This window comes from Pseudomonas sp. GW821-FHT10B02, from assembly GCF_059415665.1.
In genome coordinates this window covers 172,400-186,921 of sequence record NZ_JBWKNR010000004.1, presented here as the reverse complement: position 1 = coordinate 186,921, position 14,522 = coordinate 172,400, and the positions used below count along the sequence as shown (strand labels likewise).

The following is a 14,522-nucleotide window of genomic DNA, read 5'->3' as shown; positions in this document are numbered from 1 at the left end:
GCAACACGCATGCAGACCTATAAGAAATTCCTCCTGGCCGCTGCCGCCACGCTGGTGTTCTCGGCCAATGCAATGGCTGCCGAGAAACTGAAGATGGGCATCGAGGCGGCTTACCCGCCGTTCAACAACAAGGATGCCAGCGGCCAGGTCGTCGGCTTCGACAAAGACATCGGTGACGCCCTGTGCGCCAAGATGAAAGTCGAGTGCGAAGTGGTCACCTCCGACTGGGACGGCATCATCCCGGCCCTGAACGCCAAGAAGTTCGACTTCATCGTCTCGTCGCTGTCGATCACCGACGAGCGCAAGCAGGCCGTGGACTTCACCGACCCGTACTACTCGAACAAGCAGCAGTTCATCGCCCCGAAAAACGTCGACTTCAAGACTGACGATGCGTCGCTCGCCGGCAAGACCCTCGGTACCCAGCGCGCCACCCAGGCCGCTATCTGGCTGGACGATCACGGCGGCATGGACGGCAAGTTCAAAGTCAGCCTTTACGACACTCAGGAAAACGCCTACCTGGACCTGACCTCAGGCCGCGTCGACGCCCTGCTGGCCGACAAGTACGCCAACTACGACTGGCTCAAGTCCGAAGCCGGCAAAAACTACGAGTTCAAAGGCGAGCCGGTGAACGAAAGCGACAAGGTCGGTATCGCTGTGCGCAAAGGCGACAATGAACTGCGCAACAAGCTGAACGCCGCACTGAAGGAAATCGTTGCCGACGGCACCTACGAGAAGATCAACAACAAGTACTTCCCGTTCAGCATCTATTGATTCGCCCCGACCGGCATCGCCCTGAGGGCGATGCCGGTCCCTTGAACAAACCTGCCCATGAATATTGATCTCTACGGATTCGGTCCGGCCCTGGTGGCCGGGACGCTGATGACCGTCAAACTCGCGTTGTCGGCCCTATGTCTGGGGCTGGTACTGGGGCTGCTTGGCGCCCTGGCCAAGACTTCGCCGTACAAACCCCTGCGATGGCTGGGTGGTTTCTACTCCACACTGGTTCGTGGCGTGCCCGAACTGCTCTGGGTGTTGTTGATTTACTTTGGCACCGTCAGCCTGATGAACCGGCTCGGCGAAGCCCTGAATATTCCCGGCCTTGAGCTCAACGCCTTTGCTGCGGGCGTCATTGCTCTGGGCCTGTGCTTCGGCGCTTATGCCACGGAGGTGTTCCGTGGCGCGATCCTGGCCATCCCCAAGGGCCACCGTGAAGCAGGCCTGGCCCTGGGCCTTTCCAAAGGGCGGATCTTCTCCAAACTTATCCTGCCGCAGATGTGGCGCATCGCCCTCCCGGGCCTTGGCAACCTGTTCATGATCCTGATGAAGGACACTGCACTGGTATCGGTGATTGGCCTGGAAGAGATCATGCGTCACTCGCAGATCGCCGTGACGGTGAGCAAGCAGCCCTTCACCTTCTATATGGTCGCCGCGGTTATCTACCTGGGCCTGACCATCCTTGCCATGATCGGCATGCACTTCATGGAAAAACGTGCCGCACGCGGCTTCGTGAGGCCTAACCAATGAACTGGGAAGTCATCATCAAGTGGCTGCCACGCCTGGCCCAAGGCGCCACTCTGACCCTCGAGCTGGTAGCCATCGCCGTGATTGCCGGCCTGATCCTGGCCATTCCGCTGGGTATCGCCCGCTCTTCCCGGCACTGGTACGTGCGCGCCCTGCCCTTCGGCTACATCTTCTTCTTCCGCGGCACGCCGCTACTGGTTCAGCTGTTTCTGGTGTACTACGGCCTGGCGCAGTTCGATGCCGTGCGCAACAGCGCCTTGTGGCCCTACTTGCGCGACCCGTTCTGGTGCACCGTGCTGACCATGACCCTGCACACCGCCGCCTACATCGCCGAGATCCTGCGCGGCGCGCTGCAGGCCATACCCCGCGGTGAAATCGAAGCGGCACGGGCATTGGGCATGTCCAGGGCCAAAGCGCTGTTCTACATCATGCTGCCGCGCGCAGCGCGGATCGGCCTGCCAGCCTACAGCAACGAAGTGATCCTCATGCTCAAGGCCAGCGCCTTGGCGAGTACCGTGACACTGCTGGAGTTGACCGGTATGGCGCGGACGATCATCGCCCGCACCTATTTGCCGGTGGAGATCTTCTTCGCAGCGGGCCTGTTCTATCTGTTGATCTCGTTCCTCCTGGTGCAAGCGTTCAAGCAACTCGAACGCTGGCTGCGTGTCGACGCCTGCCAGGGTCGCTGAACCTGTATAACGGGGCTGATCACAGCCCCGTTTTCGTATCTGCCCATGACCACTGCCCGCCCGCTCGAAGATAACCAGCTGCTCAGCCGCTTCCAGGCCCTGGACGCCTTCCTGCGCGAGCACCAGTCGCTTTGGCGACCACGCCCCTTCACCCAGCTGCACCTGCCCTGGGAGACTGAGCACTCGGCCCTGTCCAGCTGGTTGCGGCAACGTTCGCTGAACGAGGCGGAAGCAGCACACAATCACCCCGAACAATTGCACGCCCCCGCGCCTTTTCCACAGCTGGCCAGCCTGGCCGCTCAGCTGTCAGAGGTCGGGGAGTTATCCACAGTCGCTCTACCCTCGGCAGGTCATCGTTTGAATGTCGATGTCCCCGGGCGCAAGTGGCAGCAGATCGAAGCGTTTGCCAGCCACCTGGGTTTTACCCGCCAACCGCAACACTGGCTCGACTGGTGTTCGGGCAAAGGCCACCTCGGGCGACGACTGCTGCAGGCCGACCGGCAACGTCTGACCTGCCTGGAATACGACGCGGCACTGGTCGAAGCAGGCCAGCAGCTCAGTCAGCATCACGGCCTGCCCAGCCAGCACCTGCTGCAGGACGTGCTGGCCGACGATGCCGATCGCCACCTGAGTAGTGCACATACCGCGGTGGCCCTGCATGCCTGCGGTGATCTGCATGTCCGCCTGATACAACTGGCCAGCCGTCAGGGCTGCCGCCAGCTGGCCATCGCACCTTGCTGCTACAACCGCATTCAGGCAGCGCAGTACCAGCCGATGTCCACTGCTGCCATTGCTTCAGGGCTACAGCTGTCCATTGATGATCTGGGTCTGCCCCTGAGCGAAACCGTTACCGCTGGCGCGCGGGTACGACGCCAGCGCGACGAGTCGATGGCCAGGCGTCTGGGATTCGATCTGCTGCAACGCCAGCTGCGCGGCAAGGATGAATACCTGCCAACACCATCATTGCCGGTCAGCTGGCTACACAAGCCCTTTGCCGACTACTGCCGGGATCTGGCTGCCCTAAAAGACCTGCAGATCGATCACGCCCCCGACTGGCAGGCATTGCAGGCCAAGGGCTGGCAGCGTCTGGCCGAGGTACGCAACCTGGAACTACTGCGCAATCTGTTCCGGCGCCCGCTGGAAATGTGGTTGGTACTGGACCGCGGCTTGTACTTGCAGGAGCAAGGCTACCGGGTGCAGTTGGGGGTGTTTTGCGAGCAACCGCTGACACCGCGCAATCTGATGCTTCTGGCCGAACGCCAGTAGCCGCTGCCAACTGTGCGCAGCCTGTGGATAAGTCTGTGGGCAACCTTTTGAAAAAACCCTGAAAAACCTTGGATCCAAGCGCTTTCGGTGATTGGTGGTTTTTTATCCAGCGGCTTATCGCCAGCAAAAACAGCCATTTGCGCAAAGACCAACGGCCTGCGTCGCTCCGACGCACGTACTGCCTGGCTGGCACGTGCGTTGTGCATAAGCGCTTTAGCGATTTGCTCTAAGCAGGCAAATCAGGCCAGTTTCAGCAGGCTCATACCGGCCAGCAACAGCACCAGGCCCAACCAGCCCCGCCCGGCCAGACGCTGACCAAACAATGCCCAGCCCATCGCCACGGTAGCGAGGATGCCGAAGCCGCCCCAAATGGCATAAGCCAGCGACAGTTCAATATCGCGAACAGCCTGGGCCAGTGCGGTAAAGGCTGCCAGCACACAGAGAATCGACAGGACGCCCAGGCCACGCTTGCGGAAGCCGTCGGAGTATTTGAGCAGCAGGTTGGCGATAACTTCCAGCACGATAGCCAGGCCCAACCAGGCAAAAGGAATCCAGTTCATGCTTAGCATGGCAGGGCCTCCATGTTGCGTTCGGCAGGTGCCGGGCGGGTACCGGCCTTGATCAGCAGGATACCGGCGATCATCACACCCAGGCCCGCGGCTTTAAGCAGGCCGAGGCTTTCACCCAGCCAGGTAACGCTGATCAGGGTGATCAGCACGATACCGATGCCTTCCCACAGCGCGTAAGCCACGCCGATCGGTACACGTTTTACTGCCAGGGCCAGGAAGAAGTACGACAGACCGATCATCGCGTACATCAAGCCATGGCCAAGCACCGGGTGCTCAGTGGCGGCGAATTTCATCGACGCGGTGCCGATCACCTCAGCGGTGATAGCGATAAACAAATAGATCCAGGAACGCATGATGCCCTCCCACGGGCGACACAAACCCGGCGCACAAACGGCGACGGCTACAGACAAAAAGAGAGAAAAAGCTGTTTGTCGGGGGAGGCGCTAGAGACCGCCGGTCCAGTGATTTTCACGGGAAGCCAGACGAGAGGTGGGGAGCAGAAACGCTTTAGTGTTCAACATAATGAACAACAAATTAGCTCAAGGCATCGTTAAAGTCAAATCGATAGAAAATGACTAATTAAATTTCGCGCCTTTGAGCACGTATTCAGGTGAAAGCCCTTAAAGGCTGCAGAAAGGTTCGTAAATTATATTACCCAACCTGCGCAATCCTCTGTGGGAGCTGGCCTTGCCAGCGATGCAGACGCCACGTAGCAACTGACACCGCGCTGATGCCATCGCCGGCAAGGCCGGCTCCCACAGACCAAACTGTTTCAAAACGCCGCACCTCCACAAAAACAACAATTAATTATTGTATTACGATAATTTCTAGAAAATAATGCCCACCGCTCAACACCGAACGGAGGCAATTCATGAACAGTAAAACAGTGGCCTATGCGCGCTCGCGCCTTCGAGTGATCGGCGCCTTCGCCGCCCTCCTCACCTGGACAACCGCCATTGCCGAATTTGGCGGCAACTTGCTGCTCTGGGTATTCGACAAAGCCCAGGTACAAAGCGCCTACCTGCAAAGCTATGGCGATCAGATGCCACTGCTGCTGGCACCCGACCATCAACCCTCGACCCTGGCCTTGAGCCTGGTACTGGCCCTTGAGCTGATCCCCAGCAGCCTCTCGGTGCTGGCGCTGTTCTTCACCGGCCTGTTCTTCATGCGCCTGTCAAAAGGACAAACCTGGACCGCGTCGAACATCAAGTTGCTGTGGTGGGTAGGTCTGCTGTGCATCTGCACACCTATGCTCTGGCCGCTGATCGGCACCCTCCAGGGCCTGGCCTTTGCCATCGACCTGCCGGCCGGGGAAAGAAGCTTCAGCGTATCGATCGGTGTATCATCCGTGGCGGTTTACGAGATCATGAAAGGGATATTGCTCTGTGCCTTTTCACTCCTCATGCGTGACGCCAAAACCATCAGCGATGAACACAACTGTTATGTCTAGCTTCCCCCTATGCCGATAATCATCCGCCTCGACGTGGTCATGGCCAAAAACAAGATCCGTTCCAAGGATCTGGCCGAAATTATCGGGATTACGGAAGCGAATCTGTCGTTGCTGAAAAACGGCAAGATCAAGGGTTTCAAGATCGAAACCCTGGAGAAACTCTGTCGCGCGTTGAACTGCCAGCCAGGTGACCTGCTGGAGTTCAGCGAGGAATGATCAAGGAAGTGGTAACTCGTGAGCAATTCACTCAAGTGGCGCGTTGCGCTGCTCCTGGCTGTCGCCCTGCTCGGCGGCTGCGGCCCCAGCTACACCTATAGATACTCGCCCCCGCCCAGCGTGATGGGCATGAACTGCATCAACAGCTGCGCCAGCGAACGCAACCACTGCAAACAGATGGCCCGCCTGCAAGAGAACAGCGAGCAGGCCCTGTACCAGGCCAACCTCAGAAGCTATCAATACTGCCAGGCCGGCAAGAGCAAAAAAGACGCACGCAAAAGTTGCTACTACCCCAGCTACCCGTACAGCAGTGGCTCGAGCTTCAGTTGTGGCAACGACTACGACAGCTGCTACCAGGCCTGCGGCGGCACCATCCAGCGCATTCTCAGCAAAGACTGAAACCTTCGGAAAACGGAATTCACTGTGAACACACTCAGCTCACTTGCCTTGCTCACCTTCATCCTGACCCTGGCCGGTTGCAGCAGCTCAAGCTACACGCCGGACGCTGGCTGGGACATGCCGAAGATGCAGGTCTTGGGCGACAACGGCCTGCCGGCTCAGCCCTACATGCACTGCAACAAACGCGGCTGCCACGATCACAAACCGATGTTGTTCGACCCGAGCAAAGCCGAACCCGACGCCACGACATTGCACCGCGGCTGGTAAGAAAATGCCTCGTGATGCCTGTTGAAAACAGGTATTGCGAGGAATGTTGCAGAAGTAGTTTACAGACGCAAACTGATCGCTATAATGACGCCCCTGTGCCGGTATAGCTCAGATGGTAGAGCAACTGACTTGTAATCAGTAGGTCCCGGGTTCGATTCCTGGTGCCGGCACCATACGCAGCAAAAAAGAGGCTCACCGCAAGGTGGGCCTTTTTTGTTTGTAGCTTTTCCTGCTCAGGCCTGATCAGGAACTCTGCAGAACCTTCAACGCAGCCTCTGCCAAAAAACCTGATCGGCTCTTCTGCTCAGGATGGTTTTTCACATACGCATCGATACGGCTTAGCAAATAAGCCGGTAACGTGATGTTCAGCTTTTCAGCCTTGCCCAGATACTTGGTGATATCGATATCAATCACCGCCCAAGTGCATCCTGCAAACGCTGGATTGGTCGCATGGGTTGTCACCTTGCTGGCTTTGGGAATCATCTGCCCATCCTGGGCAAGCATCTCAAGGTGGCCTTCGATGGCTTCGCGCGCCATCGCCATGGCATCGTCAAGATCGTCCCCTGCAGAGAAGCATCCCGGGATGTCTGGAACCTCAACCCCCCAAGCGTGCTGCTCATCACCGGGAAGAATCGCAATAGGAAAAAGCATCTTGAGATCCTCTTCCGCTCTACACATCAGAGCTGGGCTTGTTTCAATATGCTGCTCGCCGTCCTGGCCAGGAGATCCTTCTTCGGGTGAGGGATCGTCACCAGGCCAGGCTTTACCGGATGCTTGAAATGGTGATGGCTGCCTCTGATTCTCACCAGATACCAACCGTCAGCTTCAATTTGAGCAATGAGTTGTCGGCTATTCATAGTCGTCCCTGACCAGCCGATTGGTAGTTATTATAACCACCAACCAACATTCATCAACACTGTACCCACCGATACCCAGACGAGCTAATTCGCTAGAGCCAGTGACAGCGCAGTATGACAAAGGCCGTGACGCCCTCTCGCTGCGAAGTGCTGCAGCATTTTGCGATGTGGAGGTCCTACATCGGCGGCGGACTTTCGAGCCCCAGCAACCAGTCACAGTAACGCGCCACACCCTGCCCAACCGTCAGCGTCGGCGCCTGATAGCCCACAGCGCGCAAACGCTCAATATCGGCACAGGTGTAGCACTGGTACTTACCACGCAGATGCTCGGGAAATTCGCTGTACTCCAGAATGCCTTCAAGCAAGGCCATTTCCAGTGACAAGGGCGGTTGATCCTGCTGTTCACGCAGGCGGTTGATCACCGCCAAGGCCACGTCGTTGAACGGCTGGGCGCGGCCGCTGCCGACATTGAAAATGCCGCTGAGCTGCGGGCGTTCAAGGAAGAACAGATTGACCTTGACCACATCCTCCACCGAGACGAAATCACGCAGGTGCCCACCACTTGGGTAATCACCATAACTGCCGAACAGGCTGACCTTGCCATGGGCCTGGTACTGGTTGAAGCAGTGCAAGGCCACCGATGCCATCGCGCCTTTGTGCTGTTCATGCGGGCCGTAGACGTTGAAGTAACGCAGGCCGACGATCTGGCTACGCGCAACGGGCAATTGCCTGCGTACACGCTGGTCGAAGAGAAACTTGGAGTAGCCATAAACGTTCAGTGGTCGCTCACTTTCGCGCTGTTCGCGAAAGTCCCGCCCGGCGCCATACACCGCTGCCGACGAGGCATACAGCAACGGCACCTGCAGCCCTTGGGCAGCTTCGAGCAGGTCGCGGCTGAAGCGGTAGTTGTTGTCCATCATGAAGCGCCCGTCGCCTTCGACGGTGCTGGAGCAGGCACCCTGGTGCAGCACAGCGCGGACCTTGCCGAACTGGCCGCGGGCAAAGCGCTCAAGGAAGTCGTCCTTGTCGAGGTAGTCAGCAATTTCGCTGTCGGCCAGGTTGCGAAACTTGTCGCCATCGGTCAGATCGTCAACAGCGATGATCTCGGTTTCGCCGCGCTGGTTGAGGGCCTGCACCAGATTGCTACCGATAAACCCGGCGGCGCCGGTCACGATAATCGTCATGCCATTTCCCCTTCAAGGGTGGAGAGCCGACAGTCTAGGCAAGGGATTTGTACAAAAATTAACCAGGATCAATAAAAGTGCGGATAGCCGTGACGCTCGTCAGGCCGCGATTTTGCCGTGACTGTAGACTCTGCCTTATCATCCCCCACCCGCTTCTGTGCACATGGATGTCCGATGAAAGCCTTTACGCGCCTGCTGCCCGCCCTGATCGTCGCTTGCCTGACCAGCCCTGCTGCCTTTGCCGCCAGTTTCGACTGCAGTAAAGCCCGAACGCTGGTGGAAACTGCCATCTGCACCACACCTTCACTGTCGGCCAAGGATGATCTGCTCAATGAGCACTATCGTCCGCTGCAACACCTGAAGATTTTCCGTGAGCTGGAAAGGCAATGGCTGCGTGAGGTACGCAATCGCTGCACGGCGGTCCCGTGCATCGAGGAGGCTTACGATCAACAGATTTCACGGCTCACACCGGTGCCGGCCAACCCTCAAGCCGAGACACCTGCGCTAAAGCCTGCACAGGACCAGCAACCCTACCTGCAAATCGAGGATGCAGCCTGGCAACGCTTTGCCTTGGCCAGCTTCCCGCAGGTCAAGGGTGTCGACTATGCCCAGGTGGTTGACGTGGCAACCCTGGACGGTGTGCTCAACGTGGTGATTTTTGTTGGCGAGCACCTGGACCAGACCATCCGCAGCCCTGGCAATAGCTATGAGCGCCGCTACTTCGGCTCGCTGTACGAGTACTCCGACGCCCGTCCAGGCCTTCATCCGATTGTCCGTGACATCCGTTTCAGCGGCTGGAACAAGATCGGCGCCAATGATCAGGGCGAGCGCTTTGCCGGCATCATCGATGGGGTGTTTTACTACCGTCATCGCGTGAAGGGCGAAGCCGAACAAAGCATGGCCTACACCTTGGGTTCCAAGGCCGAACCACAACCTTCAACGCAGCTGTTTTCCGCAGAATCCGGGAGCAAACGCTTTTCCAAGGCGCGGATCGCCAATGACCTGAACGTCGAAAACTACCACCTGCGGCTGTACTACCCCTACGAGTACGACTCGAACGCTTACGACCAGGTAATGGACAAGAACGACAAAGGCTGGAGCCTGGTCAATCCGGTGTGGAACGAAACCCGGCCAGTGCTGTACTTCGACAACAGCGGCGACTTTGCCTGTGTCTGGCGTGTTGATCTACAGAACAAGACACTTGAAAAGATCGTCCCCGAGCATGAAGCGATTTCGGCTGTTCCGGTGGATGTTCTGGGCCACGAAGCCGTCGTGTATCTCGAAGGCGACAAGCTGATGTTCGCTATCGCCCCCGGGCAGTAATGGCTCAGCCTGGCACCGACAGTGCCACCGCGCGTCGGCGCCCGTACAGACGGCCGACGCTGATCGCCCAGTTGAGCAGGGCCACAACCAGCAGGCTGATCATCATCGCCTCGGTACCCTTGCTGACAATCAAGTGGCCCGCCAGCCAGGGAAAGCCGAACACCCCGAGAAAGTACGCCAGGCTGAACAGCAGCAAGGCCTGCGGGGTGTGCCCGGGCGGTGCCTGGTTCGCCGCCAGGCCGTTGATCACCGAATAGTTCAGGCCATAACCGACGCCCAGCAAAGCCGCCGCCAGCAAGTAACCCAGGTTGCCCTCCACGCCCCAACCCAAGCCCAGCACCGCCAGGACGATAAAGCCCGAAAGCAGGCACGACGCCCGATAGGCATCGCGTTTGACCACCCAGCCGGCGATCAGCAACCGGCAGCTGATCGCCGCGCTCATGAAGCCAATGAAAAACAACGAGTAGTCCAGGCCACGTCCCGCTGCATAGGAAGTCTGGAAGCTGCCCAGGCCACCGAAGATCGCACCGCCCAGGCCGACCATGAGAATCGGCCAGCGCGCCTTTGAACCCAGCACCTCGATACAGGCGCGGCGACTGATGCTGACCGGGCTCGAAGCCGGACGTGGCAGTCGCGCCAGATGGTTGAAAATCAGCAGGCCGCACAGCGCGGCCAGGGCTGCAGTGTAGAACGCAGTCTGTACCGGCAGATCGAAAACGCTGGCCAGCTTGCCGACCAGCGGCCCGGAACCGATGCCGCTCATCATGCTGCCTGAGAGCAGGGCAAAGCTGTGCGTGCGCCGCTGAGCATCGACCCGTTCACTGACCAGGATTGGCCCCAGGGTGTAGAACGCTCCCCAGCCAAGGCCGAGGACCAGACCACACACCATCAACCCGCTGCCTGTGCCAGGCACCAGAGCAAAGCCCAGGCACGCCGTCACCAAGCACAGTGCACAGAACGCGATGGCCCGCGCCGAACCCAGGCGATCGGCCAGATGCCCACTGCCCAGCACGGCGACTACGGTACTGAGCATGGCCAGCGAAATGATCTGCCCGGCGTCCTGTTCGTTACCGCCACGACTGCTGACCAACAGCGACAGCAAAAACGTCGAACCGTAGGACAACGACAGCAGATAGCTGGCCAGGCACAGCAGGCCAAAGCCCTGTGCCGGGGGTGCTGCGCGGGTAGCGGGCATGGTCTGGCTTCACTTGGCAAATACTGGAAATGCCTTGTAGCACGGCTGCTGCAAGCGGCAGTTATGCAAGTGCCGGAGTCAGGTTCAGCAGGCAGCGAACTAACCCGCCGAGGCCGGCCTTGCAAGCACGCCGGGGATAAAAGTCTTTTACTGATTTCACGGGTTTTCCGCCCGGGCGCTTGCCCTATCCTTGGCAGGATCTCTCATATCAGTGGAAGATTCATGAAAGCTTCGCTTCCCAGCCGCTACGCCTGTCTGGCCGGCTGCCTGCTCTTCGCCTGCATCAGCCTGCCCTTTCTTGCGAGTCATGCCTGGCTCTGGCCCTTCACCCTGATCTGCGCCCTGCTCAGCCTGGTTGGACTGAACGACCTGCGCCAAAGCCACCATGCGGTACGGCGCAACTATCCGATTGTGGGCAACATCCGTTACCTGATCGAAACCATCCGCCCGGAAATTCGCCAGTACCTGCTTGAGGGCGATGATGACAAGCTGCCGTTCTCCCGCGCCCAGCGCTCGCTGGTCTACGCCCGGGCCAAGAATGAAAGCGCCGAGAAGGCCTTCGGTACGCTCAACGATGTCTACCGGCCCGGCTTCGAGTTCATCAGCCATTCGATGCTGCCAGCAGATACCCCCGATCCCGCCTCGTTCCGTATCGCCATCGGTGGTCCGCAGTGTCGCCAGCCCTACTCCGCCTCGATCTTCAATATCTCGGCCATGAGCTTCGGCGCCCTCAGCGCCAACGCCATTGCCGCGCTCAACCAAGGGGCCAAGCGCGGCCGCTTCGCCCACGACACCGGGGAAGGCAGTATCAGCCCGTATCACCGTGAGCACGGCGGTGACCTGATCTGGGAAATCGGCAGCGGCTATTTTGGCTGCCGCACCGCTGCTGGCCGTTTCGATCCCGAACGCTTCGCCGAGCAGGCCCGCGACCCGCAGGTGAAGATGATCGAAATCAAGCTGAGTCAGGGTGCCAAGCCTGGACATGGCGGGATACTGCCCGGGCATAAGGTCAGCAGCGAAATCGCCGCTACCCGTGGGGTGGAGGTCGGCGAGGACTGTATCTCACCGGCAGCGCACAGTGCCTTTCGCACGCCGGTCGAGCTGTTGCAGTTCATTGCGCAATTGCGCGAGTTGTCCGGCGGTAAACCGGTAGGCTTCAAATTCTGCCTGGGCCACCCCTGGGAGTTCATGGGCATTGCCAAGGCCATGCTGGTGACCGGTATTGTTCCGGACTTCATCGTCGTCGACGGCAAGGAAGGCGGCACCGGCGCCGCACCGCGTGAGTTCAGCGACAACATCGGCGTGCCGATGCGTGAAGGGCTGATGTTCGTGCACAACACGCTGGTGGGGCTGAACCTGCGCGACAAGGTGCGCATCGGTGCGGGCGGCAAGATTGTCAGTGCCTTCGATATCGCCAGCGTACTGGCCATCGGCGCAGACTGGGTCAATTCGGCGCGTGGTTTCATGTTCGCCATTGGCTGCATTCAGTCGCAGAGCTGCCACACCAATAAATGTCCCACGGGGGTGGCGACCCAGGACCCGCTGCGACAACGCGCACTGGTGGTGCCGGACAAGGCCGAGCGCGTCTACAGTTTTCACCGCAACACCCTACATGCCCTGGCCGAGATGCTCGCTGCCGCAGGTCTTGAGCATCCGTCACAGCTCAAGCCCAAACACCTGGTCCGACGCACCAGCGCCAGCGAAATCTGCCTGTTTTCCCAGTTGCATGTATTCCTCAAGCCCGGTGAGTTGCTCAACGGCTCGATCGACAGTGAGTTCTATGCGCGGATGTGGCGGATGGCCCGCAGCGACAGTTTCGAGCCAGAGCCGGGTGAGGTTCCGGCAGTCAAGCCGGTGCTACGCCACAAAGAAACAACCCCGGCCTAGGCCGGGGTTGCTGGAGACGCAAACAGCAATCAGAGAATGCTGATCGGGTACTCGACGAACACGCGGACTTCGTTACCGTCGTCGTTGAGTTCGGCCTGACGCATGCTGGTGTCGGTACGCAGGAACGAGCTACGCAGTTTGATGGACAGGTCCTTGGCCGGGCCTTCCTGAACTACGTATTTGAACTGGTTGAAGATCTCACGCTCTTCACCTTCGCCGAAGCCACGGGTGTTGATGTGGTCACCACGCACGTAAGCCACTTTGTAGGTCAGGCCCGGTACGCCGAAGGCGCCGAAGTCCAGACCATAGGCCAGCTGCCAGGAACGCTCGTCTTCGTTGTTGAAGTCAGACCAGTAGGAGTTGGCCAGGTAGATGGTCGAACCACCATCACCCACGCCACCGGCGTTCTGGTAGAAGCCGTAGTTGTAGCCGGTGTTACCGGTGCTGCGCTGGTGCGCGATGGTCACCGAGTGCGCGCCGAAACCGTAAGTTGCCGCCAGGCTCCAGATGGTGTTGTCACGACGGTCGTCAGTGGCGAACTCGCGATCCAGTTTGGTCTTGTAACCGTTGAAGTCCAGGGTCAGGGACTGGTCAGACGCGAGCGGGTGAACGTAGTTGACGCCCAGGTACTGCTTCTTCAGCACGTCTTCGACGTCGGAGCCGTACAGGGAGGCCGACAGGTTCTCGGTGAACTTGTAGCTACCGCCGAATACGTTGATCGACTTCAGACCACCGCTGTCACGGCCTTCAGCACTTTTACGCGCTTCCTGGGTGAAACGACCGGCGTTCAGTTCCAGGCCCTGGATTTCCTTGGAGGTGATCAGGGTACCGGTGTAGCTCTCTGGCAGCAGGCGGCCGTCGTCGTACTGCAGTACCGGCAGTTCCGGCATCTGGTCACCGTACTTCAGTACAGTGTTGGAGACGCGGAATTTGACCGCGGCGCCACCACGGGCCAGGTTGTGCGGGGAATTCTGTGGGTTTAGCTCGGTATCACCATCAGCCGGCTTGAAGAAGTCGATACCGGCGCCGCCGTTGTGACCTTTACCACCGTCCAGACGCACAGCGTACAGACCGAAAGCATCCACACCGACACCGACGGTGCCCTGGGTGAAGCCGGAGGAGAACTTGCCGATGAAGGCCTGACCCCATTCGCGCTGGTCCTGGGTGTCGTGCTTCTTGTCACGGTTGATGAAAGCGTTGCGCAGCAAAAGGCTGGCGCTGCTGTCTTCGATGAAGCCCTTTGAAGAGGCCTGGTCATTGGCCGAAGCCTGAGTCGCCGCCATAAGCCCCAGCGCGATCAGACTGATCCTGGTTTTCAACATTTTATTTTCCTTATTACGTAGTCAAATACGCTCTGCGGCCTACGCCAAAAACCACGCCCCCTGCGTGGGTTGACGCTCGCGGGTCAGAAAATGAAAAGCCCGCCTGCGAGTGATCGCAGCGGGCCTTTTATTCTGGACTCTTGGCCTATGGGCCTACAGGCGTTGACCGAATCCTATCCGTGTGCGGATCAGCATGTCAAAAATTCGTGAAATTGAATTGATAATTGAGTCAATTCGCCGCAGACAGACACCACTGAAACAATTTGAAACATTAAACAGTAAGAGCAAATGAGAAACAATTAACGCAAGTAAATAGCAAGCATTATCATCCGCGCAAAATTTCTATCCCTTTTCCGTCTGCTACCCAACCCCCTTCG

General features: G+C 58.9%; 17 protein-coding genes and 1 tRNA gene. 11 read left to right on the top strand and 7 right to left on the bottom strand.

Annotated elements, in window-relative coordinates; translation table 11 throughout:
• Nucleotides 1–9 precede the first annotated feature (9 nt).
• Genes AC07OF_RS08730 through AC07OF_RS08715 form a run of 4 tightly spaced genes read left to right on the top strand, consistent with a single transcriptional unit; the run spans nt 10 to nt 3,476 of the window.
• Nucleotides 10–771 (top strand): ABC transporter substrate-binding protein, encoded by a 762-nt coding sequence (locus AC07OF_RS08730; RefSeq protein ID WP_157190843.1) that lies wholly within the window; start codon nt 10–12, stop codon nt 769–771.
• 57 nt (nt 772–828) lie between these two features.
• Entirely contained in the window at nt 829–1,524 is a 696-nt protein-coding gene (locus tag AC07OF_RS08725; RefSeq protein ID WP_157190842.1) for an ABC transporter permease, read from the top strand.
• Nucleotides 1,521–2,210: an ABC transporter permease gene (locus tag AC07OF_RS08720; RefSeq protein ID WP_157190841.1), complete on the top strand. Its 690-nt coding sequence runs from the start codon at nt 1,521–1,523 to the stop codon at nt 2,208–2,210. Before AC07OF_RS08725 ends, AC07OF_RS08720 begins: the two co-directional genes overlap by 4 nt.
• A gap of 45 nt (nt 2,211–2,255) precedes the next feature.
• The gene (locus AC07OF_RS08715) at nt 2,256–3,476 is read left to right on the top strand and encodes a methyltransferase (RefSeq protein WP_495072768.1); all 1,221 of its coding nucleotides are present in this window, start codon (nt 2,256–2,258) and stop codon (nt 3,474–3,476) included.
• Nucleotides 3,477–3,715: 239 nt separating this feature from the next.
• On the opposite strand, the gene mdtI is transcribed toward AC07OF_RS08715, so the two are convergent.
• Entirely contained in the window at nt 3,716–4,045 is a 330-nt protein-coding gene (mdtI, locus tag AC07OF_RS08710) for a multidrug/spermidine efflux SMR transporter subunit MdtI (protein WP_157190839.1), read from the bottom strand.
• Nucleotides 4,039–4,398 carry an SMR family transporter gene (locus tag AC07OF_RS08705; protein WP_495072767.1) on the bottom strand — a complete coding sequence of 120 codons (360 nt, stop codon included), beginning with the start codon at nt 4,396–4,398 and terminating at the stop codon, nt 4,039–4,041. Before AC07OF_RS08705 ends, mdtI begins: the two co-directional genes overlap by 7 nt.
• A 518-nt stretch (nt 4,399–4,916) precedes the next feature.
• Here AC07OF_RS08705 and AC07OF_RS08700 point away from each other — a divergent pair.
• The 5 genes from AC07OF_RS08700 (at nt 4,917) to AC07OF_RS08680 (ending at nt 6,550) form a co-directional block, all read left to right on the top strand.
• Nucleotides 4,917–5,495 carry a hypothetical protein gene (locus tag AC07OF_RS08700; RefSeq protein ID WP_191831274.1) on the top strand — a complete coding sequence of 193 codons (579 nt, stop codon included), beginning with the start codon at nt 4,917–4,919 and terminating at the stop codon, nt 5,493–5,495.
• A 9-nt stretch (nt 5,496–5,504) separates the two neighbouring features.
• Complete coding sequence (locus tag AC07OF_RS08695) at nt 5,505–5,711, top strand: helix-turn-helix domain-containing protein (RefSeq protein WP_038605723.1); 207 nt, start codon at nt 5,505–5,507, stop codon at nt 5,709–5,711.
• A gap of 18 nt (nt 5,712–5,729) precedes the next feature.
• Nucleotides 5,730–6,110, top strand: a complete 381-nt coding sequence (locus tag AC07OF_RS08690) for an Aq_678 family protein (protein ID WP_157190837.1) — start codon at nt 5,730–5,732, stop codon at nt 6,108–6,110.
• A gap of 24 nt (nt 6,111–6,134) precedes the next feature.
• Entirely contained in the window at nt 6,135–6,377 is a 243-nt protein-coding gene (locus AC07OF_RS08685; protein WP_157190836.1) for a hypothetical protein, read from the top strand.
• 97 nt (nt 6,378–6,474) lie between these two features.
• Nucleotides 6,475–6,550: transfer RNA gene (locus tag AC07OF_RS08680), tRNA-Thr, on the top strand.
• A 70-nt stretch (nt 6,551–6,620) separates the two neighbouring features.
• On the opposite strand, the gene AC07OF_RS08675 is transcribed toward AC07OF_RS08680, so the two are convergent.
• The 3 genes from AC07OF_RS08675 to rfaD form a co-directional block, all read right to left on the bottom strand.
• Complete coding sequence (locus AC07OF_RS08675) at nt 6,621–7,028, bottom strand: type II toxin-antitoxin system HicB family antitoxin (protein WP_157190835.1); 408 nt, start codon at nt 7,026–7,028, stop codon at nt 6,621–6,623.
• A gap of 26 nt (nt 7,029–7,054) precedes the next feature.
• The gene (locus AC07OF_RS08670; RefSeq protein ID WP_157190834.1) at nt 7,055–7,234 is read right to left on the bottom strand and encodes a type II toxin-antitoxin system HicA family toxin; all 180 of its coding nucleotides are present in this window, start codon (nt 7,232–7,234) and stop codon (nt 7,055–7,057) included.
• A gap of 176 nt (nt 7,235–7,410) precedes the next feature.
• On the bottom strand, nt 7,411–8,418 hold the full coding sequence (gene rfaD, locus AC07OF_RS08665; RefSeq protein WP_157190833.1) for an ADP-glyceromanno-heptose 6-epimerase: 1,008 nt from the start codon (nt 8,416–8,418) through the stop codon (nt 7,411–7,413).
• Between the two features lie 174 nt (nt 8,419–8,592).
• Here rfaD and AC07OF_RS08660 point away from each other — a divergent pair, with 174 nt between their 5' ends.
• Nucleotides 8,593–9,741: a lysozyme inhibitor LprI family protein gene (locus AC07OF_RS08660; protein ID WP_157190832.1), complete on the top strand. Its 1,149-nt coding sequence runs from the start codon at nt 8,593–8,595 to the stop codon at nt 9,739–9,741.
• Nucleotides 9,742–9,745: 4 nt separating this feature from the next.
• Here the strand turns inward: AC07OF_RS08660 and AC07OF_RS08655 are convergent, their stop codons facing one another.
• A complete protein-coding gene (locus tag AC07OF_RS08655; protein WP_157190831.1) occupies nt 9,746–10,936 on the bottom strand; it encodes an MFS transporter in 1,191 nt (396 codons plus the stop codon).
• 222 nt (nt 10,937–11,158) lie between these two features.
• On the opposite strand from AC07OF_RS08655, the gene AC07OF_RS08650 reads away from it, so the two are divergent.
• Nucleotides 11,159–12,823: an FMN-binding glutamate synthase family protein gene (locus tag AC07OF_RS08650; RefSeq protein WP_495072766.1), complete on the top strand. Its 1,665-nt coding sequence runs from the start codon at nt 11,159–11,161 to the stop codon at nt 12,821–12,823.
• Between the two features lie 29 nt (nt 12,824–12,852).
• Here the strand turns inward: AC07OF_RS08650 and AC07OF_RS08645 are convergent, their stop codons facing one another.
• Nucleotides 12,853–14,145: an OprD family porin gene (locus tag AC07OF_RS08645; protein ID WP_157190829.1), complete on the bottom strand. Its 1,293-nt coding sequence runs from the start codon at nt 14,143–14,145 to the stop codon at nt 12,853–12,855.
• Nucleotides 14,146–14,522 lie beyond the last annotated feature (377 nt).